Here is a 15,105-nt window from a genome sequence, read left to right as displayed (position 1 = left end):
ATATACCCGACAGAATCCTCTCAGCCAATTCTCAATAATCTCCATGACCGTTCAACTTGGAGAGGCTCATGGCCCCACAAAAAATCGGAAGCACTTATTATCTAGATGAAGGCCTCTATATCAATGCTTATCGCGACAAGCCATTTACAGGTGGCATAGGTGGCGGTGGAAGCGGCTCGGGTGGCTGGGGACTGAACGAAGGCCCACGTAGGGGAGAGGGGCAAGGGTCTCAACGCCCGCGTCATGACATCATACCTGGCTGGAACACTATATTATTTGACGAACTAAAAGGCATCAATGCTGATATCGATAAAAAAATGGCGCCTCGCTACAAAGCGCTTTCCAAAACAATAGAGATCGAAATCAACGAAGCAAAAATTCGCCATATTTCAAAAGGCGCCACTTCTTACATTAAAGCCAAAGCCGAACAGCGTGGGTTGTTTGAACTCATCCACAGCAAACGAAGCGAATACACCACCCACCTTGAAAGAGAGCTTTCATTCTGGGGTAGCAACATCTTCTACAAACCCCCAATCTATTTTATTTCCAAAGGCACGAAGCTCCTGAAGAAAAACAAACTAGATGCGGCATTCTTGGGATACGAAACCTCTTTACAATCCGCCCATGAGCGAAAAATAATTGACCGAATATTCGAAGCCATCCACCCGCACCTTCATGCCGCAGCGAAAGCGTTGGAAACCACTGAAAATCTTGCCCAACTTGATTACGCCCTAACAATAAAAACCCTCGATGAAAAAGCCGACGCCATCCGGATCGAACAAGTATTTTATTTCCAGGCCCTCCCTGGCTTCTTACAAAATGATTTACTGAGGGCATCTCCGAAGGCAAGCCAACAAAACTCGGTACAAACGTTGGCCTACTATGAACAAGCACTACGGACGTTGGCTGCTAATAGGGCTAAAGCGATAACCCCTTATCTCAAGGCCAATCCCAACATTAAGGCCCCTCTGACAAGCGCTGAGCTGGAAGCACTTGATAGCCTGATCCAACATCAACAGCTCAAAGGTGTCGGGCCACGTTGGCTCGACTATCACAAGTCACTGCTCAACAAGGAGTCTGCTCGGATACTGAACGACACACTGACGGCATTTTCCGGACTGAATGCCCGTGCAAAACGAGTGGAGCAACAGCGAACCGCCGCCAACGCGCAGGAAGCGGCTCGCAAAAAAGCAGAAGCTGAACGCAAAGCCAAAGAGTTGGCTCAGCAAAAAGCGGACGCAGCGCGCAAAGCCGAAGAGCTCGCGCGCCAAAAAACCGAGGCTGAACGCAGAGCAAAAGAAGCTCAGCAGAGGGCTGAAGCTGAACGCCAAGAGATCAGTTTCATCGCGCTGGAAGGCGCTTCGGTCTCCTTACCGCTGGCGCTTCCTATCGGTGCAGCCACCTTCGCGATTCCACAAACAGCCTACATTGCACTGCAAAACGCCATACAGGAGGCCGTGACTGGTTTGGCCCGCATTGCAGCGCCAGTGGTCGGTAACATCCTTGTTGGCACTCTGTTTCTGGCTTGGCCTTCGACATTGGGAAACAGCGAACGGCGCTACCTGGTCAGCGTCCCTCTCACAGACCTTTCTACACCTGACAGACCAGACTTAGCAGCCCTGGCTCTGAAATCGGAAAGTATCGACCTGCCTTATCTGATCGCAAGCAGCGGGAGCGGGGCCGAACTAGATCTGTACCTCACCCCCGGAGGTCGGGCGGTTCCTGTTCGCGCCGCCACGTTCGACAGCCAACGCCAAGTTTACAGCCTGGCACTGGACAACCCGCAGCGCATCCTTACTTGGACGCCCGCCAACGCACCAGGTAGCGAACATGGGAGCCCCACCAGCCTGCCACCCATCCCGCCCGGCACTGTCGTCTACACCGGCAGCAGCTTGAATCCGGTCAAGACGGAGCAACAGGGCTATCCTGCGTTGGATCTGCTGGATCAAGAACGGCTGATCGTTACCTTTCCGGCTGATTCGGGTTTGCCACCGATACTGGTGATATTCAAAGATCCTCGTCTGGACCCGGGGGAACATTATGGGCAAGGCTTGCCCACCTCCGGCGTCTGGCTTGGAGATCAAGCGCGTAGCTCAGGAGCGCCTATCCCATCGCAGATTTCAAAGGCGCTATCGGGTAAAGCGGTGCGAGACATGAAAGAATTCCGAGAGGATATTTGGAAAGCGGTGGCACAAGACAATCAACTTTCCGCCCAGTTCTCCGAAGCCAACCTGAAGCGCATGGCATCAGGGCTAGCTCCAAAAGTACAAAGTATTGATCGGCACAAGTCACAGTCTACTTTTGTACTTCATCATCACATTCCTGTTTCAGCAGGCGGTGCGGTCTACGACCATGACAATATTCGAGTCGTCACCCCAAAAGCTCACTTACAAATTCATTACGGAGAGCAGCCATGAAAGAGAAAAGCAAAATCTCTGACTATACTGAATCAGAGTTCCTCGACTTTTTAAAATTAATATTCGAGACAAACGGATCCAGCCCTGATGAAATACTGGACCCATTACTGGATCATTTTGAAAACATTACCGAACACCCGCTGGGGACTGATCTAATTTTCTGGCCAGAAACGGCTGAATTAGGAAAGCCAGAGCAAATTGTTCGAATTGTCAAAGAGTGGCGCTTGGCAAATGGCAAAGACGGCTTCAGAGCTTCATAAAATTGGGCCAGTCAAGGCCCCTTATGAAACGTCAGCGCTCACCGGCCTCCTGCTCCTATCAGCCTGTAGCACCGGCGGCCCCTACCTAGCGCCAGACAACCCAGATCAACACTTCAACTCCGACATAGCCTCCTACAGCCCGGCGTGCGCGCAACACAGCGATTATGACCGGCACCTGGAAATGATCAGGACCGAAAAACAGACCCGGCGTCTGTTGCGCAACTAGTCAGGTGCCATAAACAAAAAACCCCGCCGAAGCGGGGTTTTCTGTTTATGGCAAGCGGATCAGATCGCGCCGCGCTGACGCAGCACGTCCAGCACCTGCTTGACGCCCTCTTCAACGCTGGTGGTCTGGGTATCGATCACCAGGTCCGCGTCCAGCGGCACATCGTACGGGAAGCTTTCGCCCGGGATGTTGTCGCCGCCAGCTGCGTACAGGCCTTGAGGGTCGCGTTCGCGGCAGGCGATCGGCGAGGCCTGAACGTAGACAGTGACCAGACGCTCCTTGCCGATCAGCGCCTTGGCCTGCTCGCGGCCTTCGGCATCCGGCGCCACGAAGGCGGCCAGGGTCAGCATGCCGGCTTCGTTGAACTGACGCGCCACGTGGGCGGCGCGACGCCAGTTCTCGGTACGACCGGCGCGGTCCTGTGGCAGGCCTTTGTTCAGGTCGTGGCGCAGGTTCTGACCGTCAAGCACATAGACCGCACGGCCCATGTCGAACAGCTTGCGCTCCACGGCATAGGCCAGGGTGCTCTTGCCGGCGCCGGAGAGGCCGCTGAACAGCACGGTGGCTGGCTGCTGGCCAAAGCGCAGGGCACGCTCTTCGGTGGAGACGTGGGCGAGCTTGCCATGATGGCCGGTGCTGCCGTGCGGCAGGACTGGCGGGGCGATGATCATGCCGGCGCCGACGGTACCGTTGGTCAGGCGATCAATGACGATGAACGCGCCGGTGGTGCGGTTGCTGTCGTAGCCGTCCAGGGCGATGGCGGCATCCAGGCTGACCTTGACGCGGCCGATCTCGTTCAGTTGCAGGGCACTGGCAGCGCCCTGCTCCAGGGTGTTCACATCGACCTTGTGGGTGATGCTGGCGATCGAGCCCGGCACATAGCTGGTGGCGCGCTTGATGTCGTACTTCTTGCCCGGGAGCATCGGCTCCTCGGACATCCATACCAGCATGGCGTCGAACTGGTCGGTGACCGGCGGAACGTTGTCGGCATGCACCAGCAAGTCGCCACGGGAGATGTCGATCTCGTCTTCCATGGTCAGGGTCACGGCCTGGCCTGGGCCTGCGTTTTCCAGCTCACCTTCGAAGGTGACGATGGACTTGACCCGGCTGCTCTTGCCCGACGGCAGCACGACCACTTCGTCACCCTTGTGCACGACACCGCTGGCGATGGTGCCGGCAAAGCCGCGGAAGTTCAGGTTCGGACGGTTGACGTACTGCACCGGGAAGCGTAGGTCGGTGAAGTTGCGGTCGGCCGCCACTTCCACGGTTTCGAGGATTTCCATCAGCGCAGGGCCGGTGTACCACGGCGAACGCTCGCTGCGGTTGACCACGTTGTCGCCCTTGAGCGCCGACATCGGCACGAAATGCAGGCTCGACGGCTTGAGGTTGATGCCCTCGGCGAACTTCAGGTAGTCGGCCTTGATCGATTCGAAGACCTGCTCGTCGAAGTTCTTCAGGTCCATCTTGTTGACCGCGACGACGATGTGCTTGATGCCCAGCAACGAGGCGATGTAGCTATGGCGACGGGTCTGGGTCTGCACGCCATAGCGCGCATCGACCAGGATGATCGCCAGGTCGCAGGTCGAGGCGCCGGTGGCCATGTTGCGGGTGTACTGCTCGTGGCCCGGGGTGTCGGCGATGATGAACTTGCGCTTGGCGGTGGAGAAGTAGCGGTAGGCGACATCGATGGTGATGCCCTGCTCGCGCTCGGCCTGCAGACCGTCGACCAGCAGCGCCAGGTCCACTTCCTCGCCGGTGGTGCCGACCTTTTTCGAATCACGGGTGATGGCCTCGAGGTGGTCCTCGTAGATCATCTTCGAGTCATGCAGCAGGCGCCCGATCAGGGTGCTCTTGCCGTCGTCGACGTTGCCGCAGGTCAAAAAGCGCAGCAGTTCCTTGCGCTCGTGCTGGGCCAGGTAGGCGAGGATGTCCTCGCTGATCAGATCAGATTGGTGCGACATGGAGTAACCCTGAAATTAGAAGTAGCCTTGGCGTTTCTTGTCTTCCATGGAACCGGCGCCATCGTGGTCGATGACGCGGCCCTGGCGTTCGGACGTACGGGTCAGGAGCATTTCCTGAATGATGTCCGTCAGGGTCTCGGCTTCCGACTCGACAGCCCCCGTCAACGGGTAGCAGCCCAGGGTCCGGAAACGCACCTTCTTCTTGACGATGCGCGCTTTCTCTTCATCGGTGAGATGCTCGAGGATGCGCTCGTCGTCGATCATGATCAGGGTGCCGTTCTTCTCGATGACTTCACGCTCGGCAGCGAAGTAAAGCGGCACGATCGGGATACCTTCGAGGTAGATGTACTGCCAGATGTCCAGCTCGGTCCAGTTCGACAGGGGGAAGACGCGGATCGACTCGCCCTTGTTGACCTTGCCGTTGTAGATGTTCCACAGCTCCGGGCGCTGGTTCTTCGGGTCCCAGCGGTGCTTGCTGTCGCGGAACGAATACACACGCTCCTTGGCGCGGGACTTCTCCTCGTCGCGGCGGGCACCGCCGAACGCGGCGTCGAAGCCATGCTTGTCCAGCGCCTGCTTCAGGCCCTGGGTCTTCATGATGTCGGTGTGCTTGGAGCTGCCATGGGTGAACGGGTTGATGCCCTGCGCCACACCTTCAGGGTTGACGTGGGTGATTAACTCCAGGCCCATCTCCTCGACCATTTTGTCGCGGAAGCGGTACATCTCCTGGAATTTCCACTGGGTGTCGACGTGCATCACCGGGAACGGCAGCTTGCCTGGGAAGAAGGCCTTGCGCGCCAGGTGCAGCATCACGGCGGAGTCCTTGCCGATCGAGTACAGCATCACCGGGTTGTCGAACTCGGCGGCCACCTCGCGGATGATGTGGATGCTCTCCGCCTCCAGCTGTTTCAAGTGCGTCAGTTTGTCGACCATGGCTACTCACGAAAAACGATCTTATGGACGGCCTGCGGGCCGTGTTCGAGGCTGGCACTGTATCACAGCGCCTGATTCTATTTAGAAGGCGGGCTAGACCGAAAAAATCTAACGATATGACTGTGGGTTTGGGGTGAATCGAGGGCCGCCAGGTCGCTCCCCTCGGGGGCGGCGATCTTCCGTGGGAGAAACTGTCTTGTCTCGATCTCCAGGCTTGTGCTGACTCTTGCGGGAGCGGCCTCGGTCAGATCGGATTGGGACAGTCGATGAACAGGTGCTCCACCGCAAAGCGCCGTGCCAGGTAGTCGCCCAGCGCCTGCACGCCGTAACGCTCGGTGGCATGGTGCCCGGCCGCGATAAAGCTGATGCCGTTCTCCCGGGCGCTGTGGAAGGTCTGCTCGGACGCCTCGCCACTGAGGAACAGGTCCACACCGGCAGCAATGGCGGTGTCGATGTAGCCCTGCCCGCCGCCTGTGCACCAACCAACACGGCGCACCAGTTGTTCGCCCTCGATCACCAGCGGCTCACGCCCCATCACCTCCTGCACCCGACGGGCAAAATCGCGCGCCGACATCGGCTCGGCCAGGGAGCCCACCAGACCGACCACCTTGGGGTTCTGTGGGTCCAGCGGCCCCTCGACGGTGATGTCCAGCTGACGGGCCAACTGCACGTTGTTACCCACCTCAGGGTGTACGTCCAACGGCAGGTGGTAGGCGAGCAGACTGATGTCATGCTTGAGCAAGGTCTTGATCCGGCGCTGCTTCATGCCGGTGATGCACGGGTTCTCGCCTTTCCAGAAGTAACCATGGTGCACCAGCACCAGATCGGCCTCGGCCTCAACCGCCGCATCCAGCAATGCCTGGCTGGCAGTGACGCCGCTGACGATCCGACTGACCTGCGGACGGCCTTCGACCTGCAGACCGTTAGGGCAGTAGTCTTGGATCTTCGCGCTACCCAGGTAGCGCTCGGCTTCCTCGACCAGAGTGTTCAGGGCGACGGCCATGGAAAATCTCCTCGAAATCTGCACGTTCGGTGGGCACAACGCCCGTATAATGGCCGCCATTATGGGCCGTCGCCGGCTTCGGGGAAACCGGCGGCAGTCGCCCGGGGGCAAGCTCGTGGTGTAGCCATTGGCGGGTAAAGCCACTCCCACAGGACCTGGCGCCAACCCTGTGGAAGCGGGTTTACCCGCCAATGCTGCACCGCGGTCAAGACCGTCGCCTGATCGGCTGTTTCACGTGTATGATCGCGCGCGCTCGCACCCCCGGCTGCGTAGCCACTGGCCCCTGCCCTACTCCCAGGATTCATTCGATGCTCAAGGCTCTGCGTTACTTTGGCTGGCCCCTGCTTACCGGTGTGCTGGTCGCCCTGCTGATCATCCAGCGCTTTCCCCAGTGGGTCGGCCTGCCCAGCCAGGACGTCAACCTGCAGCAGGCTCCGCAGACCTCGCGGATCGTGCAAGGCCCGGTGTCCTATGCCGACGCCGTGACGCTGGCCGCGCCGGCGGTGGCCAACCTATACACCACCAAGGTGGTCAACAAGAGCGCCCATCCGCTGTTCGAAGACCCGCAATTCCGCCGCTTCTTCGGCGACAACCTGCCCAAGCAGCGGCGCTGGGAGTCCAGCCTGGGTTCGGCAGTGATCATGAGCCCCGAGGGCTACTTGCTGACCAACAACCACGTGACCAGCGGCGCCGACCAGATAGTGGTAGCGCTCAAGGACGGTCGCGAGACCCTGGCCCGGGTCATCGGCAGCGACCCGGAAACCGACCTTGCGGTGCTGAAGATCGACCTGAAGAAACTGCCTGCGATCACCATCGGTCGCTCCGACAACATCCACATCGGTGACGTGTCCCTGGCCATCGGCAACCCCTTCGGCGTCGGCCAGACCGTGACCATGGGCATCATCAGCGCCACCGGCCGCAACCAGCTGGGCCTGAACAACTACGAAGACTTCATCCAGACCGACGCGGCGATCAACCCCGGCAACTCCGGCGGCGCCCTAGTGGACGCCAACGGCAACCTGATCGGCATCAACACCGCGATCTTCTCCAAGTCCGGCGGCTCCCAAGGCATCGGCTTTGCCATCCCGGTCAAGCTGGCGCTGGAGGTGATGAAATCGATCGTCGAGCATGGCCAGGTCATCCGTGGCTGGCTGGGCATCGAGGTGCAGCCGCTGAGCCAGGAACTGGCCGAGTCCTATGGCATGCAGGGGCGTCCCGGCATCGTCGTGGCGGGCATCTTCCGCGATGGCCCGGCCCAGCGTGCCGGTCTGCAACTGGGCGACGTGATCATGAGCATCAACGGCGAACCTGCCGGCGACGGTCGCAAGTCGATGAACCAAGTGGCGCGGATCAAGCCCAACGAGAAGATCACCATCGAAGTGATGCGCAACGGGCAACAGCTCAAACTGATCGCCGAGGTGGGGCTGCGACCGCCACCTGCGCCGGTCGCCGCCCAGGAAGAAAAGTAACAAAAAGGGCTGCTTTGCAGCCCTGGCGCAGGCTTGCACCGCCTCTCCCAAAGCGATGAACCGGCGAAGCCTGCGAAAGGGCCGCGCCGCGGCCCCGGTCACATCAATGCAGGATCTGGCTCAGGAACAGCTTGGTCCGATCACTGCGCGGCCGGTCGAAGAAGTCATCCGGCGCGGCCTGTTCGACGATCTCCCCCTTGTCCATGAAGATCACCCGGTTCGCCACGGTCCGGGCAAAGCCCATCTCGTGGGTCACGCAGAGCATGGTCATGCCGTCCTCGGCCAGTCCCACCATGGTATCGAGCACTTCCTTGACCATCTCCGGGTCCAGCGCCGAGGTCGGCTCGTCGAAGAGCATGATCTTGGGCTTCATGCACAGGGCGCGGGCGATCGCCACCCGCTGTTGCTGGCCACCGGACAGTTGCCCCGGGTACTTGTGCGCCTGCTCGGGGATGCGCACCCGCTCCAGGTAGTGCATGGCGATTTCCTCGGCTTTGCGCCGGGGCATCTTGCGCACCCACATCGGCGCCAGGGTGCAGTTTTCCAGAATGCTCAAGTGCGGGAACAGGTTGAAGTGCTGGAACACCATGCCCACCTCGCGGCGGATCGCTTCGATCTGCTTGAGGTCGTTGGTCAGTTCCACGCCATCGACGACGATGCGCCCCTGTTGGTGTTCCTCCAGGCGGTTGAGGCAACGGATGGTGGTGGACTTGCCCGAGCCGGACGGCCCGCACAGCACGATGCGCTCGCCCTGACGCACATTGAGGTTGATGTCCTTCAGTACGTGGAACTGCCCGTACCACTTGTTCACACCCTGCATCTGGATGATGCCTTCGGGGCCGACAGGCTGCTTGATCGCTTCACTCATTTCGAGACTCCTAACGCTTGTGGCCAGTGTCCAGCTTGCGCTCCAGGTGCATGGAGTAGCGGGACATACCGAAACAGAAAATCCAGAACACCAAGGCGGCGAACACATAGCCCTCGGTCGCCATGCCCAGCCAGGTCGGGTCGGCCGCAGCCTGCTTGACGCTGTTGAGCAGGTCGAACAGGCCGATGATGATCACCAGGCTCGTGTCCTTGAACAGGGCAATGAAGGTGTTGACGATGCCGGGGATCACCAGCTTGAGCGCCTGAGGCAGGATCACCAGCCCCATCGACCGCCAGTAGCCCAGGCCCATGGCCGCAGCCGCCTCGTATTGGCCCTTGGGAATGGCCTGCAGCCCGCCGCGGACCACCTCGGCGATATAGGCCGACTGGAACAGGATCACCCCGATCATCGCCCGCAGCAGCTTGTCGAAGCTCATGCCCTCGGGCAGGAACAACGGCAGCATCACCGAGGACATGAACAGTACGGTGATCAGTGGCACGCCACGCCAGAACTCGATGAAGGTCACGCAGACCACCTTCACCGCCGGCATGTTGGAACGCCGTCCCAGCGCCAGCAGGATGCCCAGGGGCAAGGCGCCAACGATGCCGACGGTGGCGATCACCAAGGTCAGCATCAGGCCGCCCCACTGGCTGGTCGGAACCGTGCTCAGACCCAGGTAGCCACCGTGCAGCAAGGTGTAGGCGATGATCGGGTACAGCACCAGAAAGCCCAGGCCGTAGGCCACCTTGCGCGGGAAACGCTTGATGAACAGCGGCGCGGCGCCCAGCACGGCAAGCCAGACGGTCAGGTCGACCCGCCAGCGCAACTCCGCCGGGTAGTAGCCGTACATGAACTGGCCGAAGCGTTGCTGGATGAACACCCAGCAGGCGCCTTCCTTGGTGCAATCGGCACGGGTGGTGCCGACCCAGTTGGCATCGATGAACGCCCATTGCACCAAAGGCGGCACGATCAGCCACACCAGGTACAAGGCGAACAGCGTCAACAGGGTGTTCAACCAGCTGGAGAACAGGTTCGCACGCATCCATGCGAGCACGCCGACGGTCTTGACCGGTGGCGGCATGTCAGGTTTGAAAACATGGGCAGTCACTGGCGTATCCTCACCGCTCGATCAGCGCGATGCGCTTGTTGTACCAGTTCATCAGCAGCGAAATGCTGATGCTGATGGCCAGATAGACACTCATGGTGATAGCGATCACCTCGATGGCCTGACCGGTCTGGTTGAGCACGGTACCGGCGAACAGCGAGACCATTTCCGGGTAGCCGATGCCGGCCGCCAGGGATGAGTTCTTCGCCAGGTTCAGGTACTGGCTGGTCAGCGGCGGCACGATCACCCGCAATGCCTGGGGGATGATCACCTTGCGCAGGGTCGGCCCCTCGCGCAGGCCAAGAGAGCGCGCGGCCTCGGTCTGGCCATGGCTGACCGAACGGATGCCCGAACGCACGATCTCGGCAATGAACGCTGCGGTATAGATGGTCAGCGCCAAGGTCAGGGCCAGCAGTTCAGGGATCAGCACCCAGCCACCCACGAAGTTGAAGCCCTTGAGCTGCGGCACTTCCCAGCTCAACGGATTGCCGAACAGCAGCACGCACACGCCTGGGATGCCGATTAACATGAGCAGCCCCACCCAGAACTTGTGGAACGGCTCGCCGGTTTCATCGAAGCGCTTGTTGGCAAGACGCACCATCAGCGCGATGGCGACGATCGCCAGCACCACGGCGCCCACGAACGGCCAGAAGCCCTCGGCCATGGAGGCACCGGGCATGTTCACGCCACGGTTACTGATGAAGAAGGTGTCCTGCAGGTTGATGCTGCCCCGCGGCCCCGGTAGCGTCAGGAACACCGCGAAGTACCAGAACAGGATCTGCAACAACGGCGGAATGTTGCGGAACGTCTCGACATAGACTGTCGCCAGCTTGTTGATCATCCAGTTCGGCGACAGCCGCGCCACACCGATGATGAAGCCCAACAGCGTTGCCAGGATGATGCCGATGAAGGTGACCAGCAGGGTGTTGAGCAGGCCGATAAGAAACACACGGGCGTAGCTGTCCGACTCCACGTAGGGAATCAGGTGCTGGGCGATGCCGAAGCCTGCGCTGCGCTCGAGAAAGTCAAAACCCGAGGTGATACCCCGGTGTTGCAGGTTGGTTTGCGTGTTGTGGAACAGGTACCAGCCCAGGCCGACCACGAAGACCACCGTGACGATCTGGAACAGCCACGCGCGCACACGTGGATCGCTCAGGGAAAACCCCTTCTGCGCGCCAATTTGATTTTGCATGTAATGCCCCGAAAGGATGGGATCGAACAACCTGCGGCGGCGCGGTGCCGCCGCAGGTGCAACCATCAGCGCACTGGTGGCGCGTACTGGATGCCGCCGTTGTTCCACAGGGCGTTCATGCCACGATCGATCTTCAGGTCAGTGCTCTGGCCCAGGTTCTTCTCGAACACTTCGCCGTAGTTACCCACCTGTTTGACGATCTGCACCACCCAGTCCTTGGGTAGCTTCAGGTCCTTGCCGTACTCGCCGTCGGCACCGAGCAGGCGGGCGACGTCGGGGTTCTTGGTGGACTTGGCCTCGGCCTCGACGTTCTTCGAGGTGATGCCTGCCTCTTCGGCGTTAAGCATGGCGAAGAGGGTCCACTTGACGATGCTGAACCACTCCTCGTCACCCTTGCGCACGACCGGGCCCAGAGGCTCCTTCGAGATGGTTTCCGGCAGCACCACGTATTCGCTTGGCGCGGCCAGCTTGGAGCGCTGGGCGAACAGCTGCGACTTGTCGGAGGTCAGCACATCGCAACGACCGGATTCCAGCGACTTGGCGCTTTCATCGGAAGTGTCGAAGGTGATCGGGGTGTACTTCAGGCCATTGGCACGGAAGAAGTCAGAGACGTTCAACTCGGTGGTGGTACCGGCCTGGATGCAGATGGTCGCGCCATCGAGCTCCTTGGCACTGGAGACGCCCAGCTTCTTGTTGACCAGGAAACCGACGCCGTCGTAGTAGGTCACGCCGGCGAATACCAGGCCCATCCCGGCATCACGCGAACTGGTCCAGGTGGTGTTGCGCGACAGGACATCGACTTCACCCGATTGCAGCGCAGTGAAGCGTTCTTTGGCGTTGAGCTGGCTGAACTTGACCTTGGTCGCGTCGCCGAAGACGGCGGCGGCCACGGCGCGGCACACATCGGCATCGATACCGACGATCTTGCCGGTGCTGTCCGGTACCGAGAAGCCCGGCAGGCCGTCACTCACGCCACACTGGACGAAGCCCTTCTTCTTTACCGCATCAAGCGTAGCGCCAGCGTGGGCGAAGCTGGTGGCGCCCAGCGCAGCGGCAGCGGTCAGGACTGCCAGGGTGGTTTTCAACATCTTCATTCACAACCTCCAATCGCTCTTGTTGTATCGAGCCGGAATTGCACCGCACCCTTATGAGGCGCATCCGACCCCTTGTTGGCTTTTTATCGGGTCAATTGGCGCAATGGGCCGTTCTGGTGACAGCCTTCTATCCGCACGAAGGGTGTTACCGTCTCCGGATATCCCCTCGCATCGGTTGATTCATAGCAAAGGGCGTACCACAGTCCTGGGCTCAAGCGTTTAAGGGGTCGTCAAGCAGGAAAAGTTGTAGAGTTGCGACATCTTCTTGTGGCATTACCCCTGCACGCCTTTATTTCATGCACTCGATCAGGCGCGTGCGCACACTTTCGGAGCAGTCATGACCAACCCGTTGATCCTCGAACCCCAGAACACCGCAGACGCCTGTGTTATCTGGTTGCACGGCCTGGGGGCCGACCGTTACGACTTCCTACCAGTGGCCGAAGCGTTGCAGGAACACCTGCTCAGCACCCGCTTCGTTATGCCCCAGGCGCCGACACGCGCGGTAACGATTAATGGCGGCTACGCCATGCCTAGCTGGTACGACATCAAGGCCATGACGCCTGCGCGAGCAATCGACGAAGCGCAGTTGGAAGCATCCGCCGATCAGGTGGTGGCGTTGATCGAAGCCGAGCGGGCCAAGGGCATCGACCTGACGCGAATCTTCCTGGCGGGGTTCTCCCAGGGTGGCGCGGTGGTGCTGCACACGGCCTATATAAAGTGGCAGGAAGCCCTGGGCGGTGTGCTGGCGTTGTCCACCTACGCGCCCACTTTCAATGACAGCCATCAGCTCAGCGCCTGCCAGCAGCGCACCCCGGCCCTCTGCCTGCACGGCGTGCACGACCCGGTGGTGATCCCGTCCATGGGCCGCACGGCCTATGAGCACCTCAAGCAGTGGGGCGTCGAGGTGACCTGGGAGGAGTACCCGATGGAACACGAGGTGGTGCCCCAGGAAATCAACGACATCTACAACTGGCTGGTACGCCACCTGCGCTAGCGGTGCAATCTGCTGTAGTTGTAGGCGTACCGCACTACGCCCTGCCCGGTTCTTGCATTACACTGCCGGGCGTACATTCCTTAACCAGTTGACGAGACGATCGTGCTCAAGGCACTCAAGAAAATTTTCGCCAAGGGCGACGCCGCCCCCCAGGCCACCGTGCCTGCCGCCGGCGTGATGACGCCCCCACCTGCACCCGCGGTCGAACCGCCGGCGCCTCCAGCCTCGTCGGTCGACACGACCGAGGCCACGCCCCCCACTCGCGACGACAAGCCCGTCAAGGACAAGCCGCGTCGCGAACGCAAACCCAAGCCCCAGGCCAGCCTGTGGAAGCCGGAAGATTTCGTAGTCGAGCCCCTGGAGGGCAAAACCCGCTTCCATGACTTCAAGCTTTCCAACGAGCTGATGCATGCCATCCATGATCTGGGCTTCCCATACTGCACGCCGATCCAGGCCCAGGTGCTGGGTCATACCCTGCGCGGCAAGGACGCCATCGGCCGGGCCCAGACCGGCACCGGCAAGACCGCCGCGTTCCTGATCTCGATCATTTCCCAGCTGCAGCAGGTACCGCCGCCCAAGGAACGCTACATGGGCGAGCCGCGCGCGCTGATCATCGCGCCAACCCGCGAGCTGGTGGTGCAGATCGCCAAGGACGCCATGGCCCTGACCAAGTACAGCGGCCTGAACGTCATGACGTTCGTCGGCGGCATGGACTTCGACAAGCAGCTCAAGGCCCTGGAAGCGCGCCACTGCGACATCCTGGTGGCCACGCCAGGCCGCCTGCTGGACTTCCACCAGCGCGGCGAGGTGCACCTGGACATGGTCGAGGTGCTGGTGCTCGACGAAGCCGACCGCATGCTCGACATGGGCTTCATCCCCCAGGTCCGGCAGATCATCCGCCAGACCCCGCCCAAGAGCGAGCGTCAGACCCTGCTGTTCTCCGCCACCTTCACCGATGACGTGATGAACCTGGCCAAGCAGTGGACCACCAACCCGGCCATCGTCGAGATCGAGCCGGAGAACGTGGCCAGCGAAACGGTCGAACAGCACGTCTATGCGGTGGCCAGCAGCGACAAGTACAAGCTGCTGTACAACCTGGTCACCCAGAACAAGTGGGAACGGGTGATGGTCTTCGCGAACCGCAAGGATGAAGTGCGCCGCATCGAAGAGCGCCTGGTGCGCGACGGCATCAATGCCGCCCAGCTGTCGGGCGACGTGCCGCAGCACAAGCGCATCCGCACCCTGGAGAGCTTCCGCGAAGGCCGCATCGCGGTGCTGGTGGCCACCGACGTGGCCGGCCGTGGCATTCATATCGACGGCATCAGCCACGTGATCAATTTCACCTTGCCGGAAGACCCGGACGACTACGTGCACCGCATCGGCCGTACCGGTCGTGCCGGCACCAGCGGCGTGTCGATCAGCTTCGCCGGCGAGGACGATGCCTACCAGCTTCCGGCCATCGAAGAGCTGCTGGGGCGCAAGATCAAATGCGAGATGCCACCGGACGAACTGCTGAAGTCGATACCGCGCAAGCATCACTGAGCTGTGTACCTTGGGGCACCTTGTGCCCCTTCCCGAGCGGT

Annotated in this window: 12 protein-coding genes; 5 read left to right on the top strand and 7 right to left on the bottom strand. The window is 60.6% G+C overall.

What is annotated here, in order from left to right; genetic code table 11:
- Window positions 1-68 precede the first annotated feature (68 nt).
- The gene (locus ABOA88_RS10910) at window positions 69-2,417 is read left to right on the top strand and encodes an S-type pyocin domain-containing protein (RefSeq protein WP_367851569.1); all 2,349 of its coding nucleotides are present in this window, start codon (window positions 69-71) and stop codon (window positions 2,415-2,417) included.
- The gene (locus tag ABOA88_RS10905; RefSeq protein ID WP_043207449.1) at window positions 2,414-2,677 is read left to right on the top strand and encodes a bacteriocin immunity protein; all 264 of its coding nucleotides are present in this window, start codon (window positions 2,414-2,416) and stop codon (window positions 2,675-2,677) included. The genes ABOA88_RS10910 and ABOA88_RS10905 overlap by 4 nt, the downstream gene beginning before the upstream one ends.
- A gap of 285 nt (window positions 2,678-2,962) precedes the next feature.
- Here the strand turns inward: ABOA88_RS10905 and cysN are convergent, their stop codons facing one another.
- The 3 genes from cysN to ABOA88_RS10890 form a co-directional block, all read right to left on the bottom strand.
- Window positions 2,963-4,864 carry a sulfate adenylyltransferase subunit CysN gene (gene cysN / locus ABOA88_RS10900; protein ID WP_043207448.1) on the bottom strand — a complete coding sequence of 634 codons (1,902 nt, stop codon included), beginning with the start codon at window positions 4,862-4,864 and terminating at the stop codon, window positions 2,963-2,965.
- Window positions 4,865-4,879: 15 nt separating this feature from the next.
- The gene (gene cysD / locus ABOA88_RS10895) at window positions 4,880-5,797 is read right to left on the bottom strand and encodes a sulfate adenylyltransferase subunit CysD (RefSeq protein WP_043207446.1); all 918 of its coding nucleotides are present in this window, start codon (window positions 5,795-5,797) and stop codon (window positions 4,880-4,882) included.
- A 244-nt stretch (window positions 5,798-6,041) separates the two neighbouring features.
- A complete protein-coding gene (locus ABOA88_RS10890; RefSeq protein ID WP_070576226.1) occupies window positions 6,042-6,800 on the bottom strand; it encodes a Nif3-like dinuclear metal center hexameric protein in 759 nt (252 codons plus the stop codon).
- A 308-nt stretch (window positions 6,801-7,108) separates the two neighbouring features.
- Between ABOA88_RS10890 and algW the strand changes: the two genes are divergently transcribed.
- Window positions 7,109-8,269, top strand: coding sequence for a Do family serine endopeptidase AlgW (gene algW, locus ABOA88_RS10885; protein ID WP_043207443.1), 1,161 nt, complete (start codon window positions 7,109-7,111; stop codon window positions 8,267-8,269).
- 103 nt (window positions 8,270-8,372) lie between these two features.
- On the opposite strand, the gene ABOA88_RS10880 is transcribed toward algW, so the two are convergent.
- The 4 genes from ABOA88_RS10880 to ABOA88_RS10865 form a co-directional block, all read right to left on the bottom strand.
- Window positions 8,373-9,137 (bottom strand): amino acid ABC transporter ATP-binding protein, encoded by a 765-nt coding sequence (locus ABOA88_RS10880; RefSeq protein WP_043207442.1) that lies wholly within the window; start codon window positions 9,135-9,137, stop codon window positions 8,373-8,375.
- Between the two features lie 10 nt (window positions 9,138-9,147).
- Window positions 9,148-10,245, bottom strand: a complete 1,098-nt coding sequence (locus ABOA88_RS10875) for an amino acid ABC transporter permease (RefSeq protein ID WP_196170334.1) — start codon at window positions 10,243-10,245, stop codon at window positions 9,148-9,150.
- Window positions 10,246-10,255: 10 nt separating this feature from the next.
- Window positions 10,256-11,434: an amino acid ABC transporter permease gene (locus ABOA88_RS10870; RefSeq protein WP_274093113.1), complete on the bottom strand. Its 1,179-nt coding sequence runs from the start codon at window positions 11,432-11,434 to the stop codon at window positions 10,256-10,258.
- Window positions 11,435-11,499: 65 nt separating this feature from the next.
- The gene (locus ABOA88_RS10865; protein WP_043207439.1) at window positions 11,500-12,528 is read right to left on the bottom strand and encodes an amino acid ABC transporter substrate-binding protein; all 1,029 of its coding nucleotides are present in this window, start codon (window positions 12,526-12,528) and stop codon (window positions 11,500-11,502) included.
- 337 nt (window positions 12,529-12,865) lie between these two features.
- Between ABOA88_RS10865 and ABOA88_RS10860 the strand changes: the two genes are divergently transcribed.
- Both ABOA88_RS10860 and rhlB read left to right on the top strand, forming a co-directional pair.
- Window positions 12,866-13,522: an alpha/beta hydrolase gene (locus ABOA88_RS10860; RefSeq protein ID WP_196170332.1), complete on the top strand. Its 657-nt coding sequence runs from the start codon at window positions 12,866-12,868 to the stop codon at window positions 13,520-13,522.
- A gap of 102 nt (window positions 13,523-13,624) precedes the next feature.
- On the top strand, window positions 13,625-15,064 hold the full coding sequence (gene rhlB, locus ABOA88_RS10855; protein WP_196170331.1) for an ATP-dependent RNA helicase RhlB: 1,440 nt from the start codon (window positions 13,625-13,627) through the stop codon (window positions 15,062-15,064).
- The last annotated feature ends 41 nt before the right edge of the window (window positions 15,065-15,105 follow it).

The organism is Pseudomonas sp. PKS, from assembly GCF_051913525.1.
Lineage (GTDB): Bacteria > Pseudomonadota > Gammaproteobacteria > Pseudomonadales > Pseudomonadaceae > Aquipseudomonas > Aquipseudomonas guariconensis_D.
Note: the sequence above shows the minus strand (reverse complement) of the source record. Positions and strands in the feature narration are given on the sequence as shown.

Coding starts and splice junctions, on each gene's coding strand:
- ABOA88_RS10910 (WP_367851569.1), top strand. CDS start 69: ATGGCCCCACAAAAAATCGGAAGCACTTATTATCTAGATGAAGGCCTC.
- ABOA88_RS10905 (WP_043207449.1), top strand. CDS start 2,414: ATGAAAGAGAAAAGCAAAATCTCTGACTATACTGAATCAGAGTTCCTC.
- cysN (WP_043207448.1), bottom strand. CDS start 4,864: ATGTCGCACCAATCTGATCTGATCAGCGAGGACATCCTCGCCTACCTG.
- cysD (WP_043207446.1), bottom strand. CDS start 5,797: ATGGTCGACAAACTGACGCACTTGAAACAGCTGGAGGCGGAGAGCATC.
- ABOA88_RS10890 (WP_070576226.1), bottom strand. CDS start 6,800: ATGGCCGTCGCCCTGAACACTCTGGTCGAGGAAGCCGAGCGCTACCTG.
- algW (WP_043207443.1), top strand. CDS start 7,109: ATGCTCAAGGCTCTGCGTTACTTTGGCTGGCCCCTGCTTACCGGTGTG.
- ABOA88_RS10880 (WP_043207442.1), bottom strand. CDS start 9,137: ATGAGTGAAGCGATCAAGCAGCCTGTCGGCCCCGAAGGCATCATCCAG.
- ABOA88_RS10870 (WP_274093113.1), bottom strand. CDS start 11,434: ATGCAAAATCAAATTGGCGCGCAGAAGGGGTTTTCCCTGAGCGATCCA.
- ABOA88_RS10865 (WP_043207439.1), bottom strand. CDS start 12,528: ATGAAGATGTTGAAAACCACCCTGGCAGTCCTGACCGCTGCCGCTGCG.
- ABOA88_RS10860 (WP_196170332.1), top strand. CDS start 12,866: ATGACCAACCCGTTGATCCTCGAACCCCAGAACACCGCAGACGCCTGT.